This is a genomic window from Allobosea spartocytisi, from assembly GCF_014764685.1.
GTDB lineage: Bacteria > Pseudomonadota > Alphaproteobacteria > Rhizobiales > Beijerinckiaceae > Allobosea > Allobosea spartocytisi.
In genome coordinates, this window is record NZ_JACXWY010000008.1 from 190,417 (window position 1) to 206,237 (window position 15,821).

Consider the following 15,821-nt stretch of genomic DNA (forward strand, 5'->3'; position numbering starts at 1 on the left):
CCAGTGCACACTCTCGAAGAGGTGCTCGGGTCAAGCCCGAGCATGACGGTTCCAGACGCATGACCAGTACATCCCTGCCAGCCAATCTCGCCAGCGCGGCGCCCGCGACCTCCACAACGTCGCAGGATTTCACGCCGCGCTACTGGCTGTTCTCGTTGCCGGCGGTTCTGGTGATCGCGGCGGTGATCGTGTTCCCGTGGCTGTTCACGCTGTTCATGTCCACGCAGGACTGGAAGATCGGCGGCGGCGCGGAGTTCGTCGGCCTCGGCAACTTTGTCGAACTGGCCAGGGACCAGCGCTTCCTCGAATCGATGGGGCACACGGCCTATTTCACGATCCTCGCGGTGGTGCTCCCGATCGTGTTCGGCACGGCGGCGGCGCTGGTGTTCCATCGCGAATTTCCCTTTCGCGGGCTGCTGCGCACGATCTTCGTGATGCCGATGATGGCGACGCCGGTCGCGGTCGCGCTGGTCTGGACGATGATGTTCCACCCGCAGCTCGGCGTGCTGAATTACCTGCTCTCGCTTCTCGGTATCGGCCCCTCGGCCTGGGTCTACGATCCCGCGACGGTGATCCCGACGCTGGTGATGGTCGAGGTCTGGCACTGGACGCCGCTCGTCATGCTGATCGTGCTCGGCGGATTGGCTGGGCTGCCCCGAGAACCTTACGAGTCTGCGCTGATCGACGGCGCCAATGACTGGCACATGTTCCGGCACATCACGCTGCCGCTGGTCTGGCCCTTCATCATGGTGGCGATCGTGATCCGCACCATCGATGCGCTGAAGGCCTTCGACACGATCTTCGTGATCACCCAGGGCGGACCGGGCACGGCGTCGGAGACGCTGAACATCTTCCTCTATCTGCAGGCCTTCCAGTTCTACAAGATCGGCTACGCGTCCTCGGTCGTGGTGATCTTCTTCGTCATCATCATCATGCTCTCGCTGCTGCTGCTCTATGCGCGGCAGAAGTCGAAGTGGAACGCGTGATGGGCCGCTTCGCCAAAAAACTCGGCTTCTGGGCTTCGGTCTTCGTGCTGGTGTCGCCGGCGGTGCTGGTCTTCCTCTGGATGATCTCGCTGTCGCTCAAGAACGAGCTCGACAACACCGCCTTCCCGCCGGTCTTCATCCCGGATCCGCCGACGCTGAAGAACTATGTCGACGTCTTCGCGCAGAACAATTTCGGGCTCTATCTGTGGAACTCGATCCTGGTCACGGGCGGGGCGGTGCTGCTCGGGCTGATTGTCGGCGTTCCCGCCGGCTACGGCATCGCGCGCGGCAAGGCGCATAAATTCGCGATCCTGATCCTGATCGCGCGGATGACGCCGGCCTTATCCTATCTCATCCCGCTCTTCCTGCTCTTCCAGATCACGGGACTGGTGGGCACGATCACGGCGCTGGTCATCACCCATCTCGTCATCACCATCCCGATCATCGTCTGGATCATGATCGGCTACTTTGAGAACATCCCGATGGAGCTGGAGGACGCCTCGCGCATCGACGGTGCCACGAGCTGGCAGGCCTTCCGTCATGTCGCGCTGCCGCTGGCGAAGCCGGGCATCGTCGTCGGCGGCATCCTGGCCTTCATCTTCTCCTGGAACAACTTCATCTTCTCGGTGGTGCTCGGCGGCAAGGCGAGCCGCACCCTGCCTTCGGCCGTCTACAACTCCCTGACCTTCGAGCAGATCTCCTGGGGGCCGCTGGCAGCGGCGGCGCTGCTGGTGACCCTGCCGGTGCTGCTGGTGACCGTGATCGCGCAGCGCCAGATCGTCGCGGGATTGTCGGCCGGAGGCCTCAAGGACGGCTAGCCGGAACCATCGCAAGGACGTTGCGGAGCCCTTGCGAGTTGATCTGTCTTCATACTAACATGTCAGCCACTGTTCAGCTCTGAAAGTTCCCTCCATGGCCTCCGAAAAGACCCGCTTCGGCCTCTCCTGCGCGATCACGACCCCGATGCGGGAGGGCGGCGGCATCGACCTGCCGCGCCTCGTCCGCCATGCCAAGCATGTGCTGGCGCAGGGCTGCGACTCGGTCACGCTCTTCGGCACGACGGGGGAGGGTGCGGCGCTCGGCCTGCCGGCGCGGACCGCGATGATGGGCGCGCTGATCGGCGCGGGGATCGATCCGGCCAAGCAGATCTATGCCGGCATTGCCGCGGCCTCGATGCAGGAGGCGGTCGAGCAGTCCAGACTCGCGCTCGATGCCGGGGCGAAGGGGCTGCTGGTCGCGCCGCCCTTCTACTTCAAGGGCGTCAGCGACGAAGGACTCTATGTCTGGTTCTCGCAGTTCTTCGAGAAGCTGGGCGCTTCGGCCCGCAATGTCATCCTCTACCATATCCCCTCGGTGACGGCGGTCGAGATCAGCGTCGGGCTGGTGCAGCGGCTGAAGACGGCCTTCCCCGGGCTCGTCGCCGGCGTCAAGGATTCCTCTGGCGACTATGCCAACACCGAGGCGCTGCTGAAGGCGCATGGCGAGCTCGCCATTCTCGTCGGCGACGAGCGCCAGCTCGCGAGGGCGGTGCGCAACGGTGCGCAGGGCTCGATCTGCGGCGTCGCCAATCTGGTGCCGGCATTGCTGCGGCCGATGGTCTATGAGGGCAAGGACAGCCCGGTGGTGAATGCGCTCGTCGACGAGATCTGCTCCTATCCGGTGCTGGCGGCGGTGAAGGCGCTGACGGGCCATGTCCATGGCGATCCGGGCTATGGGGCAATGCGCCCGCCGCTGGAAGCACTGGACGAGGCCACCCGCAAGCGGCTCTTTGCAGCCTTCGATTCGATTACGCAGGCAAAGGCGGCCTGAACCAGGGCAACCTGAAGGAGGGATTGTGAATCAGCCGGAGCAGGAACCGCGCGAAGGCGAGCCGCTGAAGCTGAGGGAGCGCGCCTATGCCTCCTTCACCGAGCGGCTGCTGGCGCGCGAGATCAAGCCCGGCCAGTTCGTGACCCAGCGCGAGCTCGTGGCGATGACCGGCTTTCCGCTCGGCGCGATCCGCGAGCTGATCCCGCGGCTCGAGGCGGAGGGGCTGATCAAGACCGTGCCGCAGCGCGGCATGCAGGTCGCCCATGTCGACCTGAACCTGATCCGCAACGCCTTCCAGTTCCGGCTCTTCCTCGAGAAGGAGGCGACGGCGCTCTATGCGCAGAACGCGACCGACGCCGAGATCGCCGAGCAGCGGGCCCGGCACGAGGCGATCGTCGCCCGAGCCGAGGCCGGCGGCGACGAGCGGCTGATCGAGGATGCCGAGGACATCGACCGGCTGATGCACGAGGCGATCATCGACCATCTCGACAACGAGATCGTTGCCCAAGCCTTCCGGGTCACCTGGCTCAAGATCCGGCTGATCCGGCAATACGAGACCCGCATCCACAACAGCATCATCATCCCGGTGATGCAGGACCATCTCGCCATCATCGCGGCGATCGAGACGCGCGATCCCGAGCGCGCCGCTGCGGCGATGGCCACCCATATCGGCAACGCCCGGACGCGGGCGATGCAATACTGAGAGCGAAGACCATAACGAGCCGGAACACCGGCCGCCTCCGGAGGAAACAGAGATGATCAAGCAGAGCAGACGCGATTTCCTGGCCGCCGCTGCCGCGGGCTCGGCAGCCATCGCCGCCCCCTCGATCCTGCGGGCGCAGGCCCTCGTCCTGCGCTGGGCCGACGGCCAGCCGGCGACCCACCCCTCGCCGCAGAGCGCGGTGAAGGCCGGCACCGAGATCAAGGAGAAGACCGGCGGGCGCATCGATGTCCAGTCCTTCCCGAACGGGCAGCTCGGCTCGTCGCGGGACATGGTCGAGTCGGTCGCCAGCGGCGCCCTGACGATGGTCACGGAAGGCGCGGCGCAGCTCGGCCAGTTCGTGCCGCAGCTCTCGATCATCGAGGCGCCCTATATCTGGAAGGACGCGGCGCATATGACGCGGGCGCTGAAATCCCCGCTGATCGACGAGCTCAACAAGGCGCTGGTCGAGAAGCGCGGCATGCGCATGATCGGCGTCAATTATTATGGCGTGCGCCACCTCACCAGCGGCAAGAAGCCGATCAACTCGGTCGAGGACATGAAGGGCTTCAAGCTGCGCGTGCCGGAGGTCGACACCTTCCGCGCCATGGCCGAGGCCTGGGGCGCACGGCCGACGCCGCTGAACTTCTCCGAGCTCTACCTCGCGCTCTCCCAGGGCGCGGTCGACGGGCAGGAGAACCCGCTCCCGACCATCGCCTCGGCCAAGCTGGCGGAGGTGCAGAAATATCTCGTGCTGACGGCGCACATCATCACGCCGCGGCTCGTGATCGTGAACGAGGCCGCCTGGCAGAAGATCCCGCAGGCCGATCGCGCCGTCATCGTCGCCGCCGTCGACAAAGCCGCGGCCTGGCAGGACAACGAGATCCTGGAGCAGGAGAAGAGCCTGGCCGACAGCCTCGGCAAGCAGGGCATGACGGTGACGACGCCGGACAACGAGGCCTTCCGCAAGCCGGTGCTGGCAACGGTCCCGGCCAAGTTCGAGAGCAAATGGGGCAAGGGCCTCTGGGACCGCATCCAGGCGCTGTGACCTTTCCCTGTGCTCAGCCCTCATCCTGAGGAGCCGCGAAGCGGCGTCTCGAAGGATGTTCCCGGAGACTCCGGAACCAACTGGACCATCCTTCGAGACGCGCTCCTTAGGAGCGCTCCTCAGGATGAGGGCTGAGCTCGGGCTTCCAGGTATCGAGAAAAGGCAATCCGCATGACGCTCTGGCCCAGGCTGTTCGACCGGGTGATGGAGGTGATCGCCGCGCTTCTCCTCGTCGCGCTCTTGGTCACGGTGTCGCTCGGCATCGTCACCCGCGCCGTCGGCGAGCCGCTGATCTGGACCGACGAGGTCTCGCGCTTCCTGATGCTGTGGGTCGCCGTCACCGGCTGGATACTCGCCAGCCGCAGGCGCGCCCATATCCGCATCCGCTTCTTCCACGACATGCTGCCGGCGCGGGGATGGCGCTCGGCGGAAGCGCTCATGCAGCTCGCCATGGTCGTCTTCGGCGGCCTGACCGTTTGGTATTCCATCCATCTCGTGCAGGCCAATTACGATCTCGAGGCGACGACCGTGCCGCTCTCGATGGGCCTGCTCTACGCGCCGATGGTGCTGGCGGGGATCGTAACCGTGCTGCAGGGCCTCGCCGAATTCGTCGGCAACCTCATGAACTGGCGGACCTCTCCCTATGAGCCGGTCGCGGCGACGCTGCAGGAGCCGGCCGAATGAGCGCGCTGATCTTCAAGATCTCGGCCGTCTGGCTGCTCTCGATCCTGGCGGGCTTCCCGCTCTTCGCCTCGATGGGGCTCGCGGCCTTCGCCTTCGTGCTGATCGGCGAACTCTCGGCCTCGATCGTGCCGCAGAAGATGGCGCAGGCGATGAACTCCTTCCCGATCGTCGCGGCGCCGCTCTTCATCCTGATGGGCAACATCCTCGCGGCGGCGCGCATCACCGACCGCATCGTCGCCTTCGCGACCTCGGTGATCGGCTGGCTGCGCGGCGGTTATGCCCATGCCTCGATCCTGACCAGCATGATCTTCGCCGGCATGGTCGGCTCGGCGGTGGCGGATGCGGCGGGTTCGGGCGCCATCGAGATCCGCGCCATGCAGAAAGCCGGCTACCGGCCGGAGACGGCGGCGGCGATCACCGCCGCGGCGGCGACGATCGGGCCGATCATCCCGCCTTCGCTGCCGATGGTGATCTACGGCGTCACGGCGGATGTCTCGATCGGGCGGCTGTTCATCGGCGGCGTCATCCCCGGCATCCTGATGGGCTTGTCGCTGATGGTGATGGTGATGTTCATCGCCAGGCGACAGGGCTTCCGGAAGGAAGGGTTCAAGGGTTTCCGCGAGATCGGCCGCAGCTTCCTGAACGGCTTCTTCGCGCTGATGACGCCGCCGATCATCCTGGGCGGCATGTTCTCGGGCCTCGTCACGCCGACGGAAGCCGCGGCCGTCGCCTGCCTCTACGCGCTCTTCCTCGGCTTCTTCGTCTACCGAACGCTGGAGGTGAAGCAGCTCTGGCCGATCCTGATCGACACGGTCGAGACGATGGGGCTCGTCGCCGTGCTGGTGATGGCCGCGGGCGCTCTCGGCTGGTGCATGTCGATCTCGCGCGTGCCGCAGACGCTGACGCCGCTGATCGTCGAGACGATCGCGCATCCGCTCGTCTTCCTGCTGGTCTGCAACCTCATCCTGCTCGTCGTCGGCTGCTTCATGGAGGCGTTGGCGGCGATGCTGATCCTGATCCCGATCCTGGTGCCGGCGGCGAACAGCTTCGGCATCGACCCGGTTCAGTTCGGCATCATCATGATCCTGAACCTGATCCTGGGGACGATCCATCCGCCGATCGGCGTCGTGCTCTTCGTGGTGACGCGCATCGCCAACGTCTCGTTCGAGGCGATGTCGAAGGCGATCCTGCCCTGGCTCGTGCCGCTGCTGGTGGTGCTGGCCGCGATCACGCTCTGGCCGCCGCTGACGACCTGGCTGCCGAACCATATCATGGGGCCGTGAGGTCGGGCCGATGCGCTAGCCCGCCGTTTCCGCCTGGGGCATCAGGTCGAGCAGGGCCGCGCGGCGGCTGGCGCCGTCCTCGGCGAGGAGATGGACGTGGATCTCCTTCGCGCCGGCCTCGGAGACGGCGCGCTGCCAGCGTGCCAGCGCCGCCTCGACGCCGAAGGGGCCGGAATCGCGGACCGCGATGATCTGCCGCTCGGCCGAGACGGCGAGCAGCACCGCATCGGTGAAGCTCAGGGGATGGGTGTCGTCGGCGGCGAAGACCGAGGCGACATAGCGCCGGCCCGAGCGGCCGCGCCAGGCGGTGAAGCGACGCTCGCTCAGCGCAGCCGTGCTGCGCAACGGCATCTCGCGGGCCACTGTCTCCGGCGCCGGGGCCGGTTCATCGAACAGGTCCGGGGTGAAGCGATAGGCGAGGGCAGCCATATTCGTTCCTCCTGCAATAGGAACAAAATGGGAACGCTGCGGGGATAAGTCAACCGGGCCCGGTTCGGGCGAGGCGATGCTGCTGTCAGGATATGTCAGGAGTTCGCGAGCGGATCCAGGCCGCGGGCGGCCAGCTCGGCGCGGCCCTGGGCCAGCAGCCGGTCGCTGGCCGTCTCGATGCGCTCCTGCAATTCGTGCTGGAAGCTCGTCTTGTCCAGGCCCGGCATGATCGGCGGCAGGATCTCCAGCCGGATCGTCCCCGGGCGCCGCAGAAACTGGCGGCGCGGCCAATACAGGCCCGAATTCACCGCGACGGGCAGGCAGGGCACGCCCATCTCGGCATAGAGATGGGCGACGCCGAATTTGTAGGCCGGCGGCGCGCCGGGCGGGCGGCGGGTCCCCTCCGGGAAGATCAGGAGCTGGCGGCCCTTCTGGCCCAGCTCGATCTTGGCGAGGCGCGTGACGTCCTTGAGCGCGCGGGCGCGGGCGCCGCGATCGACCGGGATCATCCTGAGCTTGGCGAGGCACCAGCCGAAGACCGGGATGCGCATCAGTTCCCGCTTCAGGATGAAGACCGGGTCCGGAAAGAGGGTGAAGAGGGTAAAGGTCTCCCAGAAGGACTGGTGCTTGGCGGCGACCATCAACCCGCCTTCGGGAATGTTCTCGCGCCCGATGATCTCGTAGCGCGTGCCGGCGACGACGCGCATCAGCCAGAGCGAGCTGTGCGACCAGGCCGCGGCGACGTTCCGAAGCACCGCCTGCGGGAGCAGCAGCGCCGGCAACACCACGAAGATCAGCCAGAGGATGAGATTGGCATAGAACAGGACGTTGAAGGCGAGCGAGCGCAGGATCAGCATGGGCCCGCAATGAGCCCGAGACGCGGCGCCGGTCAAGCGCTTGCGGACTTGGAATTGTCTCGGGCCGTGTCGGAAACACAGTCCTCATCCGGAGGAGCCGCGGAATGGCTCCTCAGGATGAGGGCTCAGGAGGCTTTCGAGGAGTCACTCAGCCGTCGCGATGGGTGGCCCCGCGCAGATGCGAGCGCCTTTCGGCCTCCGGGCCCAGGACTTCGGCCGGCTTCGGCGAGACCGGCTTGCGGCCGCCGATGATGACCGAAAGCCGGGAATATTCCGGGTCGTCCTCGACGAAGCTGCGCAGCCGCGCCACGAGATATTTGACGTATTCCGGGGCGAGCAGCCTGATCGTCGACCAGCGGTACCACCAGCCCGCGGTGTCGAGCTGATCGGTGACGACGGGATGGGCGATGAAACGCAGGCCTGGCATGGCATGGGAAAACTCGGCCAAGGTGCGCGGCATGTGATAGTTCGACGTCACCACCAGCAGCGAGCGGAAGCCGTGCCGACGCACCCAGCGGCGGGTCTCGATCGCGTTGCCGATGGTATTGCGCGCGCGGTAGTCGAGATCGACGCAGCAGGCGAGCAGGTCACGCGATGCCGGGTTGAGCCGGGCGAGCTCCTCGCGGCTGGTCTTCTCGTTGACGCCGCTGATGAGGAGGCGCGCGCCGCGATCGGCTCCGAGCAGGCCGATGGCGTCGCCGATGCGCTGCGAGCCGCCGGTGACGACGACGATCGCATCGGTCTGCGGCGTCGCGACCGGCTCACGGGCCTCGATCCCGGCCGCGAAGCGGGCATAGCCGCAGACGAAAAGGACCGCACCGAGGGTGGTGGTCGCGATGGCCGCGAGCGCCAGGATACGACGACGCGACAGCCCGCCGCGCGAAACGGACGTCACCGTAGCGCCCACCGCGAGATGGTCGTTGCTGCTGCCAATCATGGCCATGGCGCGAACCTAACCGGCCAATCGGGCATAACGGCGGCACGAGGCAAATTGTCGTTGCGCCGCGTCGTCATGCCAGCACCTTCAGGTAGTGGCGCACGGTGAAGCGCGAGACGAGCCCGGCGATGGCGGCGACGACCAGGGCGACGAGCACGACCGCGGCATAGCCGGCCCAGCCGATCTCGAAGGCGCCGAACAGGGCCTGCAACTGCTCCGCCTCCGGCGCCGTCGACCAGAAGGACGAGACGAAGCCCAGAAGCGCGATCGCGACGATGGCGGCGAGGCCGCCCATCGCGCCGCCGCGCAGGCCGAGCCGGATGAAGCGGCTCTGGAACTCGCGCGCGATGAAATCGTCGCCGGCGCCGACGAAATGCAGCACCTCGACGCTTTCGCGGCTGCCCGCCATGGCGCCCCGCGTCGCGAAGGCGACGGCCAGTGCCGCCGCCGTCAGCACGAGCAGCACGATGACGAAGCCGGAGACGATGATCGTGCTCGCCATCGCCGAAAGCCGTCTGATCCAGACCCGGTGATCGTCGAGGATCGCCGTCGACACCTCGTTGCGCAGGGCCGGGCCGAAGCGGGCGATGTCGGGAGAGGCGCCGGGCCTGAGCTTCAGCACGATGAGCCGGGGCACCGGCAATTCGACGAGGTCGAGGCCGGTGCCGAGCCAGGGTTCGAGCAGCTTGTCGGATTCCGCCTTGGGCACGGCACGCACGCTCTCGATGCCGTCGAGCGCCTGGGCCATCGCCACGGCCTTGGCGACGTCTTCCTCGATGTTGCGGCGCGCCTCCGGGCGGATCTGGATGGTCATCTCGTCGGAGACGGCGCCGCGCCACTGGTCGGAGGCGCGCGCGGCGAGCACGGCTGCCCCGGCGCTCAGCGCGGCGAGAAAGGTCAGGATCGCGATCACGGCCATCAGCGCGCGGCCGGCCACCGTATCGACCGGCACGAGCGGCTGGCCGCGCCGGAGATTGGTCGGCAGGGCCTTCTCCTCGCGTGCCTCGTGGTCGTATTCGATGGCTTCAGGCATCGACATGCAGATGCCCGTCGGCCAGGACGAGACGCGGCGCGTCGTAGATGTCCATGAGGTTGAGGTCGTGGGTGGCGATGATCACGGCGGTGCCGAGCTGCTGCAACTCCATGAACAGGCGCAGCAGGCGGCGGCCGAGGCCGGGATCGACATTGCCGGTCGGCTCGTCGGCCAGGAGCAGCTCGGGCCGCGCGATCAGGGCGCGGGCGATGGCCGCGCGCTGCTTCTCGCCGCCGGAGAGAACCGCCGGCACGGCATGCATGCGCTCGCCGAGGCCGACCCAGCGCAGAAGCTCGACGACCTCGGCGCGATAGCTCGCCTCTTCCTTGCCGAGCACGCGCAGCGGCAGCGCGACATTCTCGTAGACGGTGAGATGGTCGAGCAGGCGGAAATCCTGGAAGACCACGCCCATGCGGCGGCGGAAGGCCGTCAGCGTCGATCCGTCGAGGCGCGAGACATCCTGCCCGAAGAGGTTGACGAGGCCGCGCGTCGGCTTCAGCGCCATCAGGATGAGGCGCATCAGCGTCGTCTTGCCGGCGCCGGACGGCCCGGTCAGATACTGGAACGAGCGCGGCGCAATGCTGAAGTTGATGTCCTTCAGCACCTCCGGGCCCATGCCGTAACGCAGGCCGACATTCTCGAAACGAACCAAGCCGTCTTCCTCGTCCCATAGCGCACGGCCGGCAGAAATCCCGGCCGGCGCAGCAATGCTATATCGTAAGCGGCGGCGCACCGAGCCGCTGCGCACGCCTCAACATGCCCCCAAGATTCTTCACGCGACGTTAACCATAAATCGCGTCAATGAAGCCGGTTGCCTCGGTTGGCCGAAGCAATGCTTCGCCGTGGCTTGCCGCCGGCGAAAGGCCCGGAAAGACTCGGTGCCGACTGCCGGTGCCGTTCATCGCAGGAAACCACGCTGCCTTCATGCTGATCGTCTGTCCCTCCTGCGCCAGTCAGTATGAGCTCGACGCGGCCAAACTGGGGCCGGGCGGGCGCAAGGTGCGCTGCGCCCAATGCAAGACGCTGTGGCATGTCGATGCGGCGAGCGAGATGCCGCCGGCGCCGAGCGTCGAGGAGACGCAGGCCCTGCTGGCCGAGGAGCTGGAGCGAGCAGCCGCGATCGAGGCGGAGATCGCCGCAGTCGTTGCCGAGGACGCTACGGCGGGCGAGGCGGGCGTGCCTGAGGAGGAGCCGCCGCCGGTCGTGCCGCCGGAAACCCGTCCTTCGGCGGGATACAGGGCGCGCTTCGGCAAAGCCGTGGTCGTGGGGCGCAAGGGGCTCGCGCTGCCCGCCGTCGCGGCGCTGGCCGGCGTCACGCTCCTGGCCGGACTGGCCTGGCAACGCAATCTCGTGGTTCAGGCCGCGCCGCAGCTCGCAGGTCTGTTCGAGCGGATCGGCCTGCCGGTGAATGTCCGGGGCCTGAGCCTGACGGCCGTCGAGAGCGGCTTGATCGACGATGGGCAAAGCCGTTTCCTCGTCGTCGAGGGCGACGTCACCAATATCGCGAAAGGCAGGACCAAGGTGCCGCCGATCCAGGTTTCGGTAAAGGACGAGGCCGGGCAGACCCTCTATAGCTGGACCACGGAGCCGCCGCGCGGCGTGCTGGAGCCGGCCGAGCTGATGCGCTTCCGCGCAAGGCTGGCGTCCCCGCCGGAAAAGGGGCGCTCGGTGCAGGTGCGCTTCACTTCCACGGCGGGCACGGCCAATATCGCGAGCGCGCATTAATCTTGCAACGATGCCCCCGCCCTGCGGTTTGCGGCGGCCCGAACGTACGATATCAACCCGCCGCGAACGTTCTCGGCGCAAGCCCTGCGCGGGAACCTTCGCGGCCATAAGTCACGAAAGCAGGAGTCATTATGCCGGAACGGCGGATCAGGGTGCTCTATGACGAGGCTGCGATCGCGCAGCGCAATGCGGAGATCGCGCAGGCGGTCGCCGACAGCCAGCCGAAGGACTTGCTCGTCGTCGCCGTCCTCAAGGGCAGCTTCATGTTTGCCGCCGATCTGATCCGCGCCATGCATCGTGTCGGCCTCGCGCCCCAGGTCGAGTTCATCCACCTGTCGAGCTACCGGACGGGGACCGTCTCCACCGGCCAGGTCGAAATCCTGCGCGACGTGCAGAGCGAGGTGCGCGGGCGCGACGTGCTGCTGGTCGACGACATCCTCGAATCCGGCCGCACGCTCGCCTTCGCCAAGGATCTGCTGGCGGCGCGCGGCGCCCGCTCGGTCTCGACCGCCGTGTTGCTGGAGAAGCCGAACAAGCGCGCCGTCAACATCGTGGCTGATCATGTCGGCTTCGAATGTCCGGATTATTTCGTCGTGGGCTACGGCATGGATGTCGCCCATTCCTATCGGCAACTGCCCTTCGTCGGCGTCATCGAAACCGAGGATCAGGCCGGTCTGCCGGGCATCTGAGGAACTGCCATGTCGCGTATTCTGGTCGTCGATGACGAGGAGCCGTTGCGCGCGCTGGTCGCGCGCGGGCTCGGCATGGATGGTCACACCTGCATCACCGCTGCGGACGGAGCCGAGGCGCTCGACATCCTCATCGCCGAGCAGGGCCATTTCGACCTGCTGCTGACCGATATCCGCATGCCGCTGATGGACGGCATCGCGCTGGCGCTCGCCGCCAAGCAGCAGTTCCCGGAGCTGACCATCATGCTGATGACCGGCTATGCCGAGCAGCGCGAGCGGGCGAAGAGCCTCGAGGCGATCGTGGAGGAGGTGATGACGAAACCCTTCACCATTGCCGAGCTGCGCGCCACGGTGCTGAAGGTGATCGAGCGTTCGATCGGGTAGGCGAGCGTCTTAACGACTGTCCTATGAGGTGCGCCTCGGCAGCGGGGAGGCGCGACGTTCCTGTGGGCCTTTCCGCAGCGGGCCGACCACTTCGCGCATGGCGACATAGGTGTAGAACGACGCGACATTGGGATCGTCGTGGAAGACCTCGCGGGCAAAGGCGGCATAGGCTTCCATGCTCTCCACCTGGAGGTGGAGGACGAAATCGGCGCCTCCGGTCACATAGGATGCCTGCCTGATCTCGGGGCGCGAACCCAGCTTGCGCGCGAATGCGTCGGCGAGCTGCGAGCCCTGCACCAGCGAGACCAGCACATGGATCGTAACGGGCACGCCGAGCACGGCCGGGCTCACGACCGAGACGTCCGCGGTGATGATCTTCTCCGCCCGCAGCCGGCGTAACCGACGCAGCACGGCGCTTTGCGACAGCCCGACCCGTTCGGCCAGGATGCGCGCCGGGGTCTGGTTGTCGCGCTGCATTTCCTCCAGCAGCGCATGATCGAAGCGGTCGAGATCGGCGATTTTCGTCACGTTGGATCCTCTGATGACGAAAATAGTCGCTTGTCGGCGAAAAACGCCAATTAAAATTACGATCGCGCGCTAGAGTGTGGTCAGCCGTCGATATAGGCGAGAGCGCCGCGCAAAGCAGGAAGGCCCGGAGAGACAATGAGCACGAAGAGCTGGAGCCCGCGGAGCCTCACGGCGCAAGCCATGGGAAAGATCGATCCCGTCACCAAGGCTGTGGTGCCGCCGATCCATGTCGCGACGACCTATATCCGCGACGAGGACAACGGCTATTCGACCGGCTTCATCTACGGGCGGCCGGACAATGAGACGACACGCGAGGCCGAAAGCCTGCTCGCGATGCTGGAGGAGGCGAAGGGCGGGGCGCTGCTGTTCGGTTCGGGCTCTGCGGCGGCGACGGCCGTGTTCCTGGCGCTCTCGCCCGGCGACCATGTCGTCGCCTCCAAGGTGATGTACTGGGCGCTGCGCAACTGGCTGATGACCGAGGCGAAGCGCTGGGGCCTGAATGTCGAGTTCGTCGAGACCGACGATCTCGCCGCGCTGAAGGCCGCCGTGAAGCCCGGCGTGACCAAGCTCATCTGGGCCGAGACGCCCTCCAACCCGCTCTGGACGATCACCGACATCGCCGCCGTCGCCGAGATCGCGCACAAGGCCGGGGCCAAGCTCGCGGTCGATTCGACCTGCGCCTCGCCGGTGCATACGCGGCCGCTGACGCTCGGCGCCGACATCGTGATGCATTCGGCGACCAAGGTGCTGAACGGCCATTCCGACGTCATCGCCGGCGCGCTTTGCGCCCGCGAGGATGATGAATTCTGGAGCCGCATCAAGACGGTGCGGAGGGGGCAGGGCGGCATCCTCGGGCCGTTCGAGGCCTATCTGCTGATGCGCGGCATGCGCACGCTCCATGTCCGGCAGGAGCGCCAGTCGGCTTCGGCCATGGCGCTGGCGCAGCGGCTTTCGGCGCATCCGCTGGTGGCGCGCGTGCTCTATCCCGGCCTGCCGCAGCATCCCGGCCACGACATCGCGGCGCGGCAGATGGAGAACGGCTTCGGCTTCATGCTCTCGGTCCAGGTTACGGGCGGCGAACAGGCGGCGATCCGGACGGCGGCGCATGTCGAGCTCTACAAGCGGGCGACCTCGCTTGGCGGCGTCGAAAGCCTGATCGAGCATCGCGCCTCGATCGAGGGCGCCGGCTCGCCTTGCCCGACAGACCTGCTCAGGCTGTCGACCGGCATCGAGGATGTCGAGGATCTCTACGCCGATTTCGACCAGGCGCTGAAGGCGGGGCACGGTTGAGCGGCTACCGCCTGCCGTCATGGTCGAGCCTGACCCGACCATCTCCGAAACCAGCTTTCTGGTCACGAGATTCTCGGGTCTGCGCTTCGCTTCGCCCGAGAATGACGCGTGCGCCAGGGGATCACACCCAAATCCCTTTTGCCTTTTCCAGATAGCGCGCCCGTTCCGCCAGCCCGTTGCGGCCGCCATTGATCAGCTTCGTCACGGCGGCGACGTCGTCGGCGTCGGCTGCAGCACTGATCGCGCGCTCGCTCCAATAGGCGAAGGCAACGAGGAGCGAGATGTCCGGCTCCTTGGCGCGCTCCGGCACGGCTTCGAGATCGATGCCGATGATCTTGCCGAAGCGGCGGTAATTGGCGCGACCGGTGAGCTGGAAGATACCGCGGCCGTGATAGCGGATGCCGTCGCCGGCCTGGGTGTTGCCGAGGTCCTGCCGGCCTTCATAGCGCAGGAAATAGCTCGCGCCGCCATATTCCTCCAGCGCGCGGAAGCCGTCCGTCTCATGGGCGGCCTGGGCGAGGAAGTGGCATAGACGCAGCCGGGTCGAGACGTCGTGCTCGCGGGCGAGAGCGTCGAAGCGCTGGGCGACACCGTCGACGATATCGGCTTTCCCGCTCGGCGTGAGGCGCAGAAGGCGCTCGCGGGTGACGGCGAGTTCGGGTTGCGGCGATGTCCCGGAGATGTATGCGACGATGCCTCTGAGCGACATGGCTGGCCTCCTGCAAAGGAGGCCATCATCGCGTGGCGGTGCATCGCGGGGATAAGTTGCCCGGGGGCGGCCCGAGATCAGCCGCCGACGGCGGTGTATTCCGTCTCGATCGAGGAGGCATGGGCCTCGTGGTCGAAGCCGTAGATATGGATCGAGATCGCCTCGCCCGGCCCGAAATTGCGCATCCGGTGGATATTCGGTCCCGAGGGCAGCATGCAGGCGACATAGCCGGGCTGCCGCTGCTGTTCCTCGGTCGGGACGGCGCGGCTGGCGTCGATGGCGCGATACCAGGTCTCGGTGACGACGCCCGAGACGACGCCGAAGCAGCAGGAGCAATGATGATCATGGATCGAGGTCGCGGAGCCCTCGCCCCAGACGATCGCCCAGATGCTGACATTCTCGTCGCCGGCGAGCAGGTTGCGGGCGTAACAGCCGGGCTTACGCTCGAGCGGCAGGCGCTGGATCAGATCGGGCATGGCGACGAGCTCGCGCAGTACATCGCGGGCAGCGGCGAGATAGTCCCGCGAGAGCGTTCCCTCGTCGCTACGCAGGCTGCGAAGCACCGCGCCCTGCCGCTCCGCGCTCAGAAAACCCTGCATTCCGTCACCCTCTCGATCCGACCAGGAGAATGGTACCGGGAGAGGGCGGGCAGCGGTTTGCAGAGATCGAGAATTTTTTGCTCTTAGCGAAATTTCATGCCCTTGATTCCAGAAAATATGGAAAAATAATC

The 15,821-nt window shown here is 66.6% G+C and carries 19 protein-coding genes; 11 read left to right on the forward strand and 8 right to left on the reverse strand.

All coding sequences use genetic code 11. The annotated features are described in order from the left end of the window. Positions 1–59: 59 nt before the first annotated feature. The 7 genes from IED13_RS15190 to IED13_RS15220 all read left to right on the forward strand — a co-directional run bounded on the left by IED13_RS15190 (position 60) and on the right by IED13_RS15220 (position 6,510). Positions 60–986, forward strand: a complete 927-nt coding sequence (locus tag IED13_RS15190) for a carbohydrate ABC transporter permease (RefSeq protein WP_038363571.1) — start codon at positions 60–62, stop codon at positions 984–986. After that, positions 986–1,804: a carbohydrate ABC transporter permease gene (locus tag IED13_RS15195; RefSeq protein WP_038363572.1), complete on the forward strand. Its 819-nt coding sequence runs from the start codon at positions 986–988 to the stop codon at positions 1,802–1,804. Before IED13_RS15190 ends, IED13_RS15195 begins: the two co-directional genes overlap by 1 nt. Before the next feature lie 94 nt (positions 1,805–1,898). Then, positions 1,899–2,795, forward strand: a complete 897-nt coding sequence (locus IED13_RS15200) for a dihydrodipicolinate synthase family protein (RefSeq protein WP_112763629.1) — start codon at positions 1,899–1,901, stop codon at positions 2,793–2,795. 25 nt (positions 2,796–2,820) lie between these two features. Then, positions 2,821–3,498 carry a GntR family transcriptional regulator gene (locus IED13_RS15205; RefSeq protein WP_260368445.1) on the forward strand — a complete coding sequence of 226 codons (678 nt, stop codon included), beginning with the start codon at positions 2,821–2,823 and terminating at the stop codon, positions 3,496–3,498. Positions 3,499–3,550: 52 nt separating this feature from the next. Next, complete coding sequence (locus IED13_RS15210) at positions 3,551–4,543, forward strand: sialic acid TRAP transporter substrate-binding protein SiaP (RefSeq protein ID WP_191124654.1); 993 nt, start codon at positions 3,551–3,553, stop codon at positions 4,541–4,543. 171 nt (positions 4,544–4,714) lie between these two features. Then, a complete protein-coding gene (locus IED13_RS15215; RefSeq protein WP_112763626.1) occupies positions 4,715–5,227 on the forward strand; it encodes a TRAP transporter small permease in 513 nt (170 codons plus the stop codon). Next, complete coding sequence (locus tag IED13_RS15220) at positions 5,224–6,510, forward strand: TRAP transporter large permease (RefSeq protein WP_038363580.1); 1,287 nt, start codon at positions 5,224–5,226, stop codon at positions 6,508–6,510. The genes IED13_RS15215 and IED13_RS15220 overlap by 4 nt, the downstream gene beginning before the upstream one ends. Positions 6,511–6,525: 15 nt before the next feature. Here IED13_RS15220 and IED13_RS15225 read toward each other — a convergent pair whose 3' ends face one another. The 5 genes from IED13_RS15225 to ftsE form a co-directional block, all read right to left on the reverse strand. Continuing rightward, the gene (locus IED13_RS15225; RefSeq protein ID WP_191124655.1) at positions 6,526–6,939 is read right to left on the reverse strand and encodes a hypothetical protein; all 414 of its coding nucleotides are present in this window, start codon (positions 6,937–6,939) and stop codon (positions 6,526–6,528) included. Between the two features lie 95 nt (positions 6,940–7,034). Then, positions 7,035–7,796: a lysophospholipid acyltransferase family protein gene (locus IED13_RS15230; RefSeq protein WP_038363582.1), complete on the reverse strand. Its 762-nt coding sequence runs from the start codon at positions 7,794–7,796 to the stop codon at positions 7,035–7,037. A gap of 148 nt (positions 7,797–7,944) precedes the next feature. Continuing rightward, positions 7,945–8,739 carry a YdcF family protein gene (locus tag IED13_RS15235; protein ID WP_112763624.1) on the reverse strand — a complete coding sequence of 265 codons (795 nt, stop codon included), beginning with the start codon at positions 8,737–8,739 and terminating at the stop codon, positions 7,945–7,947. A gap of 67 nt (positions 8,740–8,806) precedes the next feature. Further along, entirely contained in the window at positions 8,807–9,772 is a 966-nt protein-coding gene (locus IED13_RS15240; RefSeq protein ID WP_038363583.1) for a cell division protein FtsX, read from the reverse strand. Further along, positions 9,759–10,418, reverse strand: coding sequence for a cell division ATP-binding protein FtsE (gene ftsE / locus IED13_RS15245; RefSeq protein WP_038363585.1), 660 nt, complete (start codon positions 10,416–10,418; stop codon positions 9,759–9,761). Before ftsE ends, IED13_RS15240 begins: the two co-directional genes overlap by 14 nt. A gap of 272 nt (positions 10,419–10,690) precedes the next feature. Between ftsE and IED13_RS15250 the strand changes: the two genes are divergently transcribed. The 3 genes from IED13_RS15250 to IED13_RS15260 all read left to right on the forward strand — a co-directional run bounded on the left by IED13_RS15250 (position 10,691) and on the right by IED13_RS15260 (position 12,564). Continuing rightward, positions 10,691–11,491, forward strand: coding sequence for a zinc-ribbon domain-containing protein (locus IED13_RS15250; protein ID WP_185747959.1), 801 nt, complete (start codon positions 10,691–10,693; stop codon positions 11,489–11,491). A 131-nt stretch (positions 11,492–11,622) separates the two neighbouring features. Continuing rightward, a complete protein-coding gene (gene hpt / locus IED13_RS15255) occupies positions 11,623–12,180 on the forward strand; it encodes a hypoxanthine phosphoribosyltransferase (protein WP_038363587.1) in 558 nt (185 codons plus the stop codon). Between the two features lie 9 nt (positions 12,181–12,189). Then, positions 12,190–12,564, forward strand: coding sequence for a response regulator (locus tag IED13_RS15260; protein WP_038363589.1), 375 nt, complete (start codon positions 12,190–12,192; stop codon positions 12,562–12,564). A 21-nt stretch (positions 12,565–12,585) separates the two neighbouring features. On the opposite strand, the gene IED13_RS15265 is transcribed toward IED13_RS15260, so the two are convergent. Next, the gene (locus IED13_RS15265; protein ID WP_038363591.1) at positions 12,586–13,092 is read right to left on the reverse strand and encodes an Lrp/AsnC family transcriptional regulator; all 507 of its coding nucleotides are present in this window, start codon (positions 13,090–13,092) and stop codon (positions 12,586–12,588) included. 135 nt (positions 13,093–13,227) lie between these two features. Here IED13_RS15265 and IED13_RS15270 point away from each other — a divergent pair, with 135 nt between their 5' ends. Then, positions 13,228–14,382: a trans-sulfuration enzyme family protein gene (locus IED13_RS15270; RefSeq protein WP_191124656.1), complete on the forward strand. Its 1,155-nt coding sequence runs from the start codon at positions 13,228–13,230 to the stop codon at positions 14,380–14,382. A 121-nt stretch (positions 14,383–14,503) separates the two neighbouring features. Here IED13_RS15270 and IED13_RS15275 read toward each other — a convergent pair whose 3' ends face one another. Beyond that, positions 14,504–15,091 carry a glycoside hydrolase family 19 protein gene (locus IED13_RS15275; protein WP_191124657.1) on the reverse strand — a complete coding sequence of 196 codons (588 nt, stop codon included), beginning with the start codon at positions 15,089–15,091 and terminating at the stop codon, positions 14,504–14,506. 77 nt (positions 15,092–15,168) lie between these two features. Then, a complete protein-coding gene (locus tag IED13_RS15280; protein ID WP_051988091.1) occupies positions 15,169–15,690 on the reverse strand; it encodes a cysteine dioxygenase in 522 nt (173 codons plus the stop codon). Positions 15,691–15,821 lie beyond the last annotated feature (131 nt).

Bases quoted from the DNA above. Each gene is read 5' to 3' on its own strand.
- IED13_RS15270 (WP_191124656.1), top strand. From the start codon at position 13,228: ATGAGCACGAAGAGCTGGAGCCCGCGGAGCCTCACGGCGCAAGCCATG.
- IED13_RS15280 (WP_051988091.1), bottom strand. From the start codon at position 15,690: ATGCAGGGTTTTCTGAGCGCGGAGCGGCAGGGCGCGGTGCTTCGCAGC.
- IED13_RS15190 (WP_038363571.1), top strand. From the start codon at position 60: ATGACCAGTACATCCCTGCCAGCCAATCTCGCCAGCGCGGCGCCCGCG.
- IED13_RS15210 (WP_191124654.1), top strand. From the start codon at position 3,551: ATGATCAAGCAGAGCAGACGCGATTTCCTGGCCGCCGCTGCCGCGGGC.
- IED13_RS15225 (WP_191124655.1), bottom strand. From the start codon at position 6,939: ATGGCTGCCCTCGCCTATCGCTTCACCCCGGACCTGTTCGATGAACCG.
- IED13_RS15235 (WP_112763624.1), bottom strand. From the start codon at position 8,739: ATGGCCATGATTGGCAGCAGCAACGACCATCTCGCGGTGGGCGCTACG.
- hpt (WP_038363587.1), top strand. From the start codon at position 11,623: ATGCCGGAACGGCGGATCAGGGTGCTCTATGACGAGGCTGCGATCGCG.
- IED13_RS15230 (WP_038363582.1), bottom strand. From the start codon at position 7,796: ATGCTGATCCTGCGCTCGCTCGCCTTCAACGTCCTGTTCTATGCCAAT.
- IED13_RS15215 (WP_112763626.1), top strand. From the start codon at position 4,715: ATGACGCTCTGGCCCAGGCTGTTCGACCGGGTGATGGAGGTGATCGCC.
- IED13_RS15220 (WP_038363580.1), top strand. From the start codon at position 5,224: ATGAGCGCGCTGATCTTCAAGATCTCGGCCGTCTGGCTGCTCTCGATC.
- IED13_RS15250 (WP_185747959.1), top strand. From the start codon at position 10,691: ATGCTGATCGTCTGTCCCTCCTGCGCCAGTCAGTATGAGCTCGACGCG.
- IED13_RS15240 (WP_038363583.1), bottom strand. From the start codon at position 9,772: ATGTCGATGCCTGAAGCCATCGAATACGACCACGAGGCACGCGAGGAG.
- IED13_RS15200 (WP_112763629.1), top strand. From the start codon at position 1,899: ATGGCCTCCGAAAAGACCCGCTTCGGCCTCTCCTGCGCGATCACGACC.
- IED13_RS15260 (WP_038363589.1), top strand. From the start codon at position 12,190: ATGTCGCGTATTCTGGTCGTCGATGACGAGGAGCCGTTGCGCGCGCTG.
- IED13_RS15275 (WP_191124657.1), bottom strand. From the start codon at position 15,091: ATGTCGCTCAGAGGCATCGTCGCATACATCTCCGGGACATCGCCGCAA.
- IED13_RS15195 (WP_038363572.1), top strand. From the start codon at position 986: ATGGGCCGCTTCGCCAAAAAACTCGGCTTCTGGGCTTCGGTCTTCGTG.